At 67.4% G+C, this 12,456-nt stretch carries 8 protein-coding genes; 7 read left to right on the plus strand and 1 reads right to left on the minus strand.

The window, feature by feature from the left end:
* The 6 genes from A7B18_RS15020 to A7B18_RS21510 all read left to right on the plus strand — a co-directional run.
* Positions 1-530 (plus strand): hypothetical protein (locus A7B18_RS15020; RefSeq protein WP_245872904.1); only part of this gene is annotated, 530 nt, incomplete at its 5' end.
* Between the two features lie 222 nt (positions 531-752).
* Positions 753-2,912 carry a glycogen debranching protein GlgX gene (gene glgX / locus A7B18_RS15025; protein WP_180970184.1) on the plus strand — a complete coding sequence of 720 codons (2,160 nt, stop codon included), beginning with the start codon at positions 753-755 and terminating at the stop codon, positions 2,910-2,912.
* Positions 2,913-3,098: 186 nt separating this feature from the next.
* Positions 3,099-4,898 (plus strand): malto-oligosyltrehalose trehalohydrolase, encoded by a 1,800-nt coding sequence (gene treZ / locus A7B18_RS15030; protein WP_102127515.1) that lies wholly within the window; start codon positions 3,099-3,101, stop codon positions 4,896-4,898.
* On the plus strand, positions 4,895-7,756 hold the full coding sequence (gene treY / locus A7B18_RS15035; protein WP_102127516.1) for a malto-oligosyltrehalose synthase: 2,862 nt from the start codon (positions 4,895-4,897) through the stop codon (positions 7,754-7,756). The genes treZ and treY overlap by 4 nt, the downstream gene beginning before the upstream one ends.
* 93 nt (positions 7,757-7,849) lie before the next feature.
* Entirely contained in the window at positions 7,850-8,545 is a 696-nt protein-coding gene (locus tag A7B18_RS15040; protein ID WP_180970185.1) for a Bax inhibitor-1/YccA family protein, read from the plus strand.
* 155 nt (positions 8,546-8,700) lie between these two features.
* On the plus strand, positions 8,701-9,510 hold the full coding sequence (locus A7B18_RS21510) for a hypothetical protein (RefSeq protein ID WP_146009554.1): 810 nt from the start codon (positions 8,701-8,703) through the stop codon (positions 9,508-9,510).
* Positions 9,511-9,658: 148 nt separating this feature from the next.
* Here A7B18_RS21510 and treS read toward each other — a convergent pair whose 3' ends face one another.
* Positions 9,659-11,338 (minus strand): maltose alpha-D-glucosyltransferase, encoded by a 1,680-nt coding sequence (gene treS / locus A7B18_RS15045; protein WP_102127517.1) that lies wholly within the window; start codon positions 11,336-11,338, stop codon positions 9,659-9,661.
* Positions 11,339-11,431: 93 nt separating this feature from the next.
* Here treS and mntC point away from each other — a divergent pair, with 93 nt between their 5' ends.
* Positions 11,432-12,403 (plus strand): manganese ABC transporter substrate-binding protein MntC, encoded by a 972-nt coding sequence (mntC, locus tag A7B18_RS15050; protein ID WP_425430334.1) that lies wholly within the window; start codon positions 11,432-11,434, stop codon positions 12,401-12,403.
* Positions 12,404-12,456: the final 53 nt, after the last annotated feature.

Here is a 12,456-nt window from a genome sequence, read left to right on the forward strand (position 1 = left end):
CGGGGCGCGGCAACGCGGCCTCGCGCGGCGGCACCAACCCGGCGCGGCGCAAACCCGGCGAGCGGGCGGCGGGCGGCGAGGGGGCCTTTAACCCCGCCACCGGGCGCAAGGCCCCGCCCCGGGTGGCGAAAAAGCCCCTGCCCGAACTCAAGCGCGTGCAGCTCGACGCGCCGCCGCCGGGGACGGTCTTCCGCGACCGCGACGGCGGGGAGTTGACCTTCCCCGATTCCAGCCTCAAGCGGGTGGCCGCGCGCCTCCTGAGCGCGAGGAACAAGGCGTGGCGCTACCGACCCTTCTCCTTTCCCCTGTTCACCGAGCGGGGCAACGAGCAGACCTTCCACTTCGACTTCTACATCTACGACGCCGAGGACTCGGTGATCCGGCTGATCCTCGTCGTGCCCTTCGAGTCGCGCGAGGTGTGGGACCGCATCGGGCGCTTCAAGCGGCAGTACCCCATGTACACCTACGAGCTGTGGACACCCGAGCGGATGGCGCAGCTCGAGCGGCCCAGGGCGCAGCTCGGGTTCTGACGCGCGCCTCCCGCCCGACCCCCGCCTTCGAGCCCGTCTTCAAGGACAGCGGGGGGGGTGGGGGTGGCCTGTCAGGTTTGTGTAATTCACCTCGCCCGTGATCTGAACCGCTTTTGGTAGCGTTCCCAAAGATGGTGGGCGTCTTCCCGGAAGGCTGGGAGGTCGCCTCCCGCTTGTCTGTCTCCCCGTCAGCAACCGGGCCGCGTGCCCGTGGAGGATTCCTTGACTGCCCCCGAACCGACCGCCCCCTCACCCCTTGACACGACCACGCCCGCGGCGCGCGTGCGGCCCGGGAGCCCCTACCCCCTGGGCGCGACCTGGGACGGCAAGGGCACCAACTTCGCGCTGTATTCGGAAAACGCCACGGGCGTCGAGCTGTGCCTCTTCGACGACGGGGGCCGCGAGACGCGCTTCGACATCAAGGAGCAGACCGCCTTCGTGTGGCACGGCTACCTGCCGGGCGTGGGTCCGGGACAGCGCTACGGCTACCGGGTCCACGGCGAGTACGCCCCGGAGCGGGGACTCCGCTTCAACCCGAACGTGGTGCTCCTCGACCCTTACGCCAAGGCGCTGAGCGGGGTGGAGCGGCTGGAGGACGGCCTCTTCGGCTACGTGCCCGGCGGCGAGGACACCGTGATGCAGCCCGCCGAGCAGCGCGGCGTGCCCCTGGGCGTCGTGATCGACCCGGTGTTCAACTGGGTGGGCGACAAGAAGCCGAAGGTCCCCTTCCACCAGTCGGTGATCTACGAGACCCACGTCAAGGGCCTGACCATGACCCACCCCGACGTGCCCGAGGCGCTGCGGGGAACGTACGCGGGCGTGGCAACCGAGCCCATCTTGCGCTACCTCCAGGACCTCGGGGTGACGGCGGTGGAGTTCCTGCCGGTGCACCAGCACGTGGACGACCCCTTCCTCGTCGCCAAGGGGCTGACGAACTACTGGGGCTACTCAACCCTGAACTTCTTCGCGCCGGACGTGCGCTACTCCGCCGCCGCGCGCCGCGGGGACCCCGCCGGGGCCGTGCCCGAGTTCAAGAACATGGTGCGGGCGCTCCACGACGCGGGCATCGAGGTCATCCTCGACGTGGTGTACAACCACACCGCCGAGGGCAACCACCTGGGGCCCACGATGAGCTTCAAGGGCATCGACAATCCGACGTACTACCGCCTCGTGGCCGACAAGCCGCGTTTTTACTTCGACTACACGGGCACCGGGAACAGCCTGAACGTCCGGCACCCGCAGACCCTCCAGCTCATCATGGACTCGCTGCGGTACTGGATCACCGAGATGCGGGTGGACGGCTTCCGCTTCGACCTCGCCTCGACGCTGGCGCGCGGGCTGCACGAGGTGGATCAGCTCTCGGGCTTTTTCACGATCATCCACCAGGACCCGGTGATCAGCCAGGTCAAGCTGATCGCCGAGCCGTGGGACGTGGGGGAAGGCGGCTACCAGGTCGGCAACTTCCCGGTGAACTGGGCCGAGTGGAACGGCATCTACCGCGACGACATGCGCGCTTTCTGGAAGGGGGAGGGCGGGCTGGCCAGCGAGATCGGCTACCGCCTGACCGGATCGAGCGACCTCTACCAGCGAGACGGGCGCAAGCCCTCCGCCTCGATCAACTTCGTGACCGCCCACGACGGCTTCACCCTGCGCGACTCGGTGACGTACGAGGAAAAGCACAACGAGGCGAACGGCGAGGGGAACAAGGACGGCCACAACCACAACCTCACCTGGAACTGCGGCGTCGAGGGCGAGACGGACGATCCCGAGATCAACCGCCTACGCGCCCAGCAGCAGCGCAACTTCCTGGCGACGTTGTTGCTCGGCCAGGGCACGCCGATGCTGCTCGGCGGCGACGAGATCGGGCGCACCCAGCGGGGCAACAACAACGCCTACTGCCAGGACAACCCCATCAGTTGGTACGACTGGGACCACATCGACGCGGACCTGCTGGCCTTTACCCGGCGGCTGATCCGGCTGCGCAAGGCCCACCCGGCGCTGCACCGCCGCAAGTTCTTCTCGGGGCGGACCATTCGCGGCGCGGACGTGCGCGACATCGTGTGGCTCAGATACGACGGCAAGGAGCTGAGCGACGCCGACTGGAACAACCCCCAGACCCAATCCCTGGGGATGTTCCTCGACGGCGACGGCCTCGACGACGTGGACCCCGAGGGCCGGCCCGTGAAGGACGACGACCTGCTGCTGCTGCTGAGCTCGTCCTATATCGACCTCCCCTTCCGGCTGCCCAACCTCGACGACTGCGAGACCTGGGAGCTGCTCCTCGACACCGCCGACGACGGGGCGCGCGAGCGGGTGCCCGCCGGGGAGGAGACGACCCTGAGGGCCCGCAGCGTCAAGCTCTACCGCTGCAAGCGCGACTGAAGGCGGGAAAAGGGGGCCGTGGACGGGCCAAGCGTGCCCGCCTCGGCCCTCTGTGCGGTCTGTTCCCGGCGGCCCTTTCCCGTGACCCGGCTTGACCCTCCTCTCACGGCCTGAGCGGCCCCGCCTCACTACGCTGAATCGTTTGCCTCCACCCCCGACGGGTGTGGGGTCCTCAAGGAGTTGCCCATGACGACGCCGACCTCTGAACCGACGGCCCCGGTCTCCGCCGACGCCCCCGCCCCCCAACTGGGCGCCCACCTTCTTCCGGACGGGAACGGCACGCGCTTCCGGGTCTGGACGACCACCGCCCGCGAGGTCGCCGCCCGCGTGAACGGCGCGGACCACCCGCTGCGGCCCCTCGGGGGCGGGATCTTCGAGACGAGGCTCCCCGTCGGCGCGGGGACCCGCTACAAGTTCGTGCTGGACGGTCAGGCGTGGCCCGACCCCTACGCGCGCTTCCTGCCGGGCGGCGTCCACGGCGAGGCGGAGGTCGTGGACCTGGACGCCTACAGGTGGAAGAACACCGATTGGCGCGGCCTCCCGCTCGGCGAGTGCGTCTTCTACGAGCTGCACGTGGGCACCTTCACGCCGGAGGGGACCTACCGGGCGGCGATGGCGCGGCTGCCCGACCTCGCGGACCTCGGAGTGACCGCCGTCCAGCTCATGCCGCTGGCGACCTTTCCGGGCACGCGCGGCTGGGGGTACGACGGGGTGGCGCTGTCTGCCCCCTATGCCCCCTATGGCCGACCCGAGGACCTGATGGCCTTCGTGGACGCCGCGCATGGGCTGGGGCTCGCCGTCTTCCTCGACGCCGTGTACAACCACTTCGGGCCGGACGGGAACTATCTGGGCGTCTACAGCCCGGGATACTTCACCAAGCGGTTCCACACCCCCTGGGGCAAGGGCCTGGACTACGCCGAGCCCCACATGCGGCGGCTGATCGTCGAGAGCGCCCGGATGTGGCTGCGCGACTACCGCTTCGACGGGCTGCGGCTCGACGCCACCCAGGAGATGCAGGACGACTCGCCCACCCACATCCTGCGCGAACTCGCGGACGAGGTGCACGCGCTCGGCGGCACCCACCTCCTCCTCGCCGAGGACTACCGCAACCTGCCCGAACTCGTGACCGACCATCACCTCGACGGCATGTGGGTGGACGACTTCCACCACGTCCTGCGGGTGACGGTGGCGGGCGACCGCGACGGCTACTACCGGTATTACGAGGGGGGCGCGGCGGCGGTGGCGAACGTCATTGGCCGCGGCTGGGTCTACGAGGGCCAGGCGTGGGAGCAGGAGGGCGCCCCGCGTGGCAAGCCCGCCGACGCGCTGAACTCGCCCTCCTTCGTGTACTTCCTCCAGAACCACGACCAGGTGGGCAACCGGGCGGTGGGGGACCGGATTCACCACCTGGAGCACGTCACGCCCGCCCTCTTCCGGGGCGCCTCCACCCTGCTGCTGAGCCTGCCGACCACGCCGCTGCTGTTCCAGGGGCAGGAGTGGCTGGCCTCGGCGCCTTTCCCCTTCTTCAGCGACCACCACGGGGAACTGGGCGTGCTCGTCTCCGAGGGCCGCAAGCGCGAGTTCGCCGCCTTCGAGGGCTTCGGGGGGGACACGGTACTCGACCCCCAGGCGGAGGCGACCTTCAGGCGGGCGAAACTGGACTGGAGCGAGCGCGGGGAGGGTGAACACGCGCGCACTCTGGCTCTGTACCGCGACGTGTTGAGGCTGCGACGGGAGGACCCGGTGCTGAGGGACCGCGAGCGCCGCAACCTCACTGCCGGGAACGTGGGCGACGTGCTGTGGGTCCGGCACGAGACCGAGGAAGGCGAACGCGCGCTGCTGTGGAACCTCGGACAAGCGACGCTCGATCCCCGGGTCCTCCTCCTCTCGCTCGACCTGCCCTCCGCCGTCCTCTTCCACTCGGAGGGCCGCGAGGACGTCACCCTGGCCCCCGGTGAGGCCGTGCTCCTGAGGTCCCAGCCATGACCCAGGTGCTCGAAGCCCCCTCACAAACTTCGTCGTTTACCCCACACCTTCCCTCCTCCACCTACCGCCTCCAGCTCCACGAGGGTTTCGACTTCGCGGCGGCGCGGCGGGTGCTGCCCTACCTGCGGCGGCTGGGCGTCACCGACGTGTACCTCTCCCCGGTCTGGACGAGCACGCCGGGCTCGACCCACGGCTACGACGTGACCGACCACGCGGAGGTCAACCCGAGACTCGGCGGCGAGGCGGGATTGCGGAAGTTGGCCGACCGGGCGCACGAACTTGGGCTGCGCTTGATCGTGGACTTCGTGCCGAACCACATGGGCATCCAGGGCGGGCACAACCGGTACTGGGAGGACGTGCTCATGCACGGGCGGGCGAGCCGCTACGCGCACTTCTTCGACATCTCGTGGCAGCCCCTCAAGCGGGCGCTGGAGAACAAGGTGCTGCTGCCGACCTTGGGCGACCAGTACGGGCGGGTGCTCGAACGGGGCGAACTCAAGCTGGAGCGAGGCGGGGGCCGCTTCTTCCTGCGCTACTGGGAACGGCGATTGCCGATCTCGCCCCGCAGCCTCGCCGCGCTGCTCGCCCAGGTGGCGGGGCGCCTCTCTCCGGGAGACGACCACGCCGAACTCGCCTCTATCGCCCGGGCGGCGGCGAGCCTGCCGCGCTCGACCTCCTCGGAACTCACCGACGCCGACCGCCTCGCCCGCGCGGAGGAGGTGGACGTGATCGCCCGCCGCCTCGCCACCCTCACGGAAGCGTCCAAGACGGTGCGGGAGGCGCTGGACGGCGTGCTGGAGACGGCCAATGCCGACCCGGCCCTCCTCGATTCCCTCATTCAGGAGCAGAACTACCGCCTGGCCTCCTGGCGGGTGGCCGCCGAGCAGATCAACTACCGCCGCTTTTTCGACATCAACGACCTCGCGGCGCTGCGCATGGAGGACCCGCGCGTCTTCACCTGGGCGCACGCCAAACTCTTCGAGCTGGTGCGGGACGGCGTGGTCTCCGGCGTGCGGCTCGACCACACCGACGGGCTGTACGACCCCGCCGGGTATTTCCGGGCGCTGCAACAGGGGGCCGCGGGGGCGCTGGGCCTGCCCGCCCCGGGGGAGGACGCCCCGCGGGAGGCGCTGCCCTTCTACGTCGTGGCGGAGAAGATTCTGGAGCCCGGCGAGCGGCTGCCCGAAAGCTGGATGGTCCACGGCTCGACCGGGTACGACTTTCTGGCGCAGTTGAACGGCGTCTTCGTGGACGGCGCGAACGAGGAGGAGATCACGGCGATCTACCGCCGCTTCAGCGGGGACCGCGAGACCTACCCCGAGCACCTGTACCGGGGCAAGTCCCACATCCAGCGCGTGTCGCTGCCCGGGGAGGTCAACGTTCTCGCCGAGCACCTGGAGCGGCTGGCGGAAGCCGACCTGCGTTTCCGGGACTTCACCCTGAGCGCCCTGCGCGAGGTCATCCGCGAGGTGATCGCCGCCTTCCCGGTATACCGCACCTACGTGCGGGCAGACGGCTCACGCGAGCCCGGCGACAACGCCAAGATCGAGCAGGCGATCCGGGACGCCAAAGCCCACAGCCGCCGCCAGAGCCGCGACCTCGACCCCTCCCTCTTCGACTTTCTGGAGGCGGTCCTCAAATTGGGCGCGCCGGACGAGGCCACCCGTGAGCGCTACGCCGACTTCGCCCTCAAGTTCCAGCAGCTCACGGGCCCGGTGACGGCGAAGGGAGCGGAGGACACGGCCTTTTACCGCTACGGACGGCTGCTCTCCCTGAACGAGGTGGGAGGCGACCCGGCGCACTTCGGCACGCCGCCGAAAGCTTTCCACCTGGCGGCGCGTGAGCGGGCGGAACGCTGGCCGGGCGCCCTGCTCGCCGGGAGCACCCACGACACCAAACGCGGGGAGGACACGCGGGCCCGCATCAGCGTCCTGTCCGAGCTGCCGCAGACGTGGGCGGCGTACCTCAGCGGGTGGCTGCCCCTGGTCCGCACGCTGGAAACGCGGACGGACCTGGGACCTGCGCCCTCCGCGCTCGACGTGTACGCCCTGCTGCAAACGGCGCTGGGCGCGTATCCGCTGGACGGCAGGCTCGACGGGTACGCCGACCGCCTGAGCGCCTACCTGCTCAAGGCCGCCCGCGAGGCCAAGCTGCGCACGAGCTGGGCCGCCCCCGACGGAGAGTACGAGGCGGCGCTGGACCGCATGGTGCGTGGGGTGCTGGAAAGCGAGCGGTATCTGGAGGACCTGCGCGAGCTGCACGCCCGCATCAGCCCCTACGGCGCGCAAAACGGCCTCTCGGCGACGCTCGTGCGCCTGACCGCCCCCGGCGTGCCCGACACGTACCAGGGCTCGGAAGGCTGGAACCAGAGCCTCGTGGACCCCGACAACCGCCGCCCGGTGGACTACCCCTGGCGCACGCGGACGCTCGCCCGCATCGAGCGGCGGCACGCGGAGAACGGGCTCAAGCTCGCCACCGACCTCCTTTCCGGGTACGAGGACGGCGGGGTCAAGCTCCTGGTGAGCTGGGCCGCCCTCCAGGCCCGGGCCGCGCACCCAAACCTTTTCGGGCGCGGCAGCTACCGTCCTCTCGGTGCGGGTCGTCACCTCCTCGCTTTCTCCCGCGAGCACGGGGACGAGGTGGCCGTCACCGTCGCGCCCCGGCTGGTGTGTAGCCTGACGCGGGAGAAGACGGCGTGGGCGCTCGGCGAGGTGTGGGGCAACCGCCAGCTCACCCTCCCCCGCCCTGGCACCTACGAGAACGTGCTGACGGGCGAGCGCGTGCGGGTGCGCGGCGAGAAGATCGCGCTGGCGAAGGTGCTGGAGGACTTCCCGCTGGCGCTGCTCGTGCGGCGCTGACTTGAGAGGGCGTTCAGGTTTCCTCCACGAACCCGCTCTGGCCGGGACGAACGCCGGGAACCTTTGACCGCCCCTCCCCGTATCCTGAGGTGTATGCAAATCACTGCCACCCGGACAGAAAACCTGGTCCGTACCTTTATGGCGCGGACGTACTCGTGGATGGCGGCGGGGCTGGCCCTGACCGCCGGGGTCGCCTACCTGACCGCCCAGAACGAGGGGCTCGCCTCGCAGGTGATGGCCCTCCGCTTCCCGCTGATCATCGCCCAGCTCGTGCTGGTGTTCGTGCTCGCCGGGCTGGCGCAGCGGCTGCCGAGCGCCGTCGCGGGGCTGCTCTTCATCGCCTACGCCGCGCTGACGGGCCTGACGTTCAGCGCCCTGCTCTTCGTCTACAGCCCCGCCGCGGTCACTGCCGCCTTCCTGACGACCGCCGGGACCTTCGGCGCGATGAGCGTGGTGGGTTTCGTGATCAAGCGCGACCTCAGCGCGCTGGGCCGCTTCTTCCTCTTCGCCCTGATCGGCCTCCTGATCGCCATGATCGTGAACATCTTCGTGGCAAGCAGCGTGCTTACGCTCGGCATCAGCGTGATCGGCGTGCTGCTCTTCGCGGGCCTGACCGCCTACGACACCCAGATGCTGCGCAACCTCGCGCTGAGCGGCATCAGCGGCGAGATGGCCGAGCGCGCGGCGATCAACGGGGCGCTGGCGCTGTACCTCGACTTCATCAACATGTTCCTCTTCATCCTGCGCCTGTTCGGGATCGGCGGCGGGCTGAGCAGCAGCAGCGACTGAGCGGGGCTAGAAGCTGTTTCAACCGTTCGAAGTCAACGAGTACCCGTACCGAACTGGTGCGGGTTTTTTGTTGCTTACCCGAGAAGTCAGTTGCAAATGACAATCCCACGCGGCTTGGCGACTCGATAACCACGGCCAAACGGTAGCATGGGCTCGTGCCCCTGCCTGAACTCATACCCTTAGTGCAGCCCGCTGCGGAAGCTGCCAAGAGTGCTTTTAATTGGTCCACTATCGCCCCAGTTGCGACAGGCGCTTTGATAGCTCTACTGGGTGTTTCACTTACTACTTATGTAAGCTATGTTCTGAAAAATAGAGAGCTTGATAGACAAGATAAGACTTTGTATAAGCAAAGAGTGTATGAATCCTCCGATAAACTGATAGAATCCTTGAGTCGCGTGAATAAAGAGTATGTAGATTGGCTTATACATCATAGCGATGTCGTAGTTACCTTTTCAACAGCTAATGTATTCTATAATATCTATATTACTAAAGAAGGCGCAGAGGGGCTGTTGTCGGAAACCATAAAAAGCTATGCGCTAGCAGCCGAGAGGGAAGAATTGGAACTGAGGCGAAGTTCAATTATGTCAAAGATGCTTGCCAGAAGCAGCACGGATTTGAGACATATTATTCTATGGTTTGATGATAAGGGGCTGCTAGAGGAATATCGTGATTTCTTACAAAAATCTGCCGCGCAAAACCAAACGCAATTAACACATTATTATCTTCTGGTATCATCCTTAACATCTAGAAGGGCCGGTCATCCAGAGGACACGATAATAAGGAGGGATATTAATAGAGAAAAACTTAGTGACTACAGGGACAAGTCTTTAGAGGGAATCAATGAGACTATAAGGGAGGTAGGCAGTAGAACAGAGACAATCATTCAGCAGGTAAAGAGGGAATATACACGTTCAGAGGGTATAACACGTAAAAAAGCGAAGGTTTGGGATAGGCGTAGACGTTAATCTCACTTGGAGATGGTCCCGCCCAGGGTGGAGAAATATCAGCAGCCACTTTCCTCATATCTACTAACCTGAACAGCACCGATTGAGCGGTGCAAAGGGAAAGGTGCCAGATGCAGGATGTCCGGCCCCTCCTCTTTCGTGTCGGCCCCTACCGCACGCCGCTAAGCTTGAGCCAGTAGTAGTCGTACTTGCCGAGGATCATGGGGTACGGCCCCTCGCCCACGGGCGGGAAGTGGCTGCCGCCCGCGAGGGTGACGGGCCGGCGCCCGACGTGCCCGGCGAGGTCGAGCAAGGCCGCCTGGGCGTTCCCGGCGAAGTTGCTGACGATGAGGAGGGTCTCGTCGCCGTGGGTGCGGGTGAAGGCGAGGACGGCGGGGTTGCCGGTCTCGACGAAGGTGAGGTCGCCGTGCGCGAAGGCGGCGTTGTGGCGCCGGAGTTCGAGCTGGCGGGACACCCATTTGAGCAGGCTGCTGGGGTCCTGCTCCTGGCTGTTCACGTTGACCCGCTGGTAGCCGTAGACGGGATCGCTGATGGGCGGGAAGAAGCACAGCTCGGGCGCGGCGGTGGAAAAGCCCCCGTTGACCCCTGCGTTCCACTGCATCGGGGTGCGCACGCCGTTGCGGTCGGCCAGCGAGAGGTCGTCGCCCATGCCGATCTCGTCGCCGTAGTACAGAATCGGGCTGCCGGGCAGGGCGAGGAGGACGGTGGTGAGCAGTTCGATGCGGCGGCGGTCGTTGTCGAGCAGCGGCGCGAGGCGGCGGCGGATGCCCACATTGATCTTCATGCGCGAGTCGGGCGCGTAGGCCGCGTACATGAAGGCCCGCTCGTCGTCGGTGACCATCTCCAGCGTCAGCTCGTCGTGATTGCGCAGGAAGGTCGCCCACTGCCCGAAGGACGGGATGGAGGGCAGGCGGTCCATGATCTGCCGGATGCTCGTCGTGTCCTCCCGCTTGAGGCTCATGTAGAGCCGGGGCATCACCGGAAAGTTGAAGCACATGTGGAACTCGGGCTCCCCCTCGCTCCCGAAGTACTCCACCACGTCCTCGGGCCATTGGTTCGCCTCGGCGAGGAGCAGGCGGCCCGGGTACTCGGCGTCTACCACCCGGCGCATCTCCCTGAGGATCGCGTGCGTCTCGGGCAGGTTCTCGCAGTTCGTCCCCTCGCGCTCGATCAGGTACGGCACCGCGTCCACCCGGAAGCCGTCGATGCCGAGGTCGAGCCAGAAGCGGGCGGCCTGCATGATCTCGGCGAGGACGGCGGGGTTGTCGTAGTTGAGGTCGGGCTGAGACGAGAAAAAGCGGTGCCAGTAGTACTTGCCGCACATCTCGTCGCGCGTCCAGTTGCTCGTCTCGGTGTCGGTGAAGATGATCCTGGCCCCCGCGTATTCGGTTCCCGTCTCGCTCCAGACGTAGTAGTCGTGGTACTCGTTCGGCGTGCCGTCGGGGAGCACGGGCCCGCGCCGCGCCGCCTGGAACCACGGGTGGTCGGAGGAGGTGTGGTTCGTCACGAAGTCGCCGATCACCTTCAGACCCCGGGCGTGCGCCTCGCGCAGGAAGACCTTGAAGTCGTCCAGCGTGCCGAGGTCGGGGTGGATGCCCACGTAGTCGGCCACGTCGTAGCCGTCGTCGCGCAGGGGGCTGGGGTACCACGGCAGCAGCCACAGGCAGTCCACCCCGAGGTTCTTGAGGTAGTCGAGGCGACCCGTCAGGCCCGGAAAATCGCCCTTGCCGTCGCCGTTGCCGTCGGCGAACGTGCGGACGGAGAGTTCGTAGAAGACGGCGCTCTTGTACCAGTCGGGGACGGCGGGCTGCACGGCGGCTTGCGTCATGGCGCGCAGTCTAGGGCCCCACCTGGAAATGCTGCCAGGGGGAGGACAGACGCCACACCGCCGGTCCGCAAAACGTGATAAAGATTTATCATTATGATTCGCGGCGACAACCGGACGGAACACGACCACATGACGCAGAGGGGGCCGTCCCCCCTCGGGCGCGGCGCTCTCGCCAGCCTGCTCCTGATCCTGGGGACGGGCACGGCCTCGGCGGCGCCCCTGCCCGTGAGCGCGACGACGACGATCATGGCGGACTTCGTGCGGGCCGTCGGGGGGAGCCGGGTGAGCGTGAATGTGATCGTGCCCGCGGGCGGCGACACCCACAGTTTTCAGCCCACCACCGCCGCCATTCGCGGGCTCGCGGGGAGTCGCGCCCTCTTCGCCAACGGGGCGGGGCTGGAACCCTGGCTCCCGAAGCTGAGGGCCGCCGCGCCGAGGGTACCTGTGACGGAGCTGACGGCGGGCCTGAAGTTGCACGAGGCCGAGCACGAGGAACACGGGGAGGCGGGCCACGGGGGGGAACACGGCCACGGCGACCGCGATCCCCACGCCTGGTGGGACCCGACGCTCGCCGCCGGGTACGTGCGGAGTGTCCAGACGGTCCTCACACGCCTCGACCCCGCCGGAAAGGCGACGTACGCGAAGAACGCCGCCGCCTACCAGAAACAACTTCAGGCCCTCGACGCCTACGCGAAAAAACAGTTTGCTACCGTGCCCGCCGCCCGGCGCAAGATCGTCACCAATCACGACAGCCTGCACTACCTCGCCGAGCGTTACGGCCTGACTGTCGTCGGCGCCGTCATCCCCGGCCTCGGCACCGAGCGCGAGCCGAGCGCGCGTGAACTCGCCGCCCTCGTGGGAGCGGTGAAGAAGAGCGGCGCCCGCGTCATCTTCACCGAGAACACCGTGAACGCCCGCCTCGCCCAGACCCTCGCCCGCGAGACCGGCGCGACCATCGCCCCGCCCCTCTACACCGACGCCCTGGGACCCAAGGGCAGTGCAGGCGACACCTTCTTGAAGGCGTTCCGGGCGAACGTGGACACGATGGTGCGGGCGCTGCGCTGAGGGGGTCGGGGGGTCGAGTCAAGCTCCGGCTTCTCGACTCCTGACTCCTCGAC

The organism is Deinococcus planocerae (assembly GCF_002869765.1).
Lineage (GTDB): Bacteria > Deinococcota > Deinococci > Deinococcales > Deinococcaceae > Deinococcus > Deinococcus planocerae.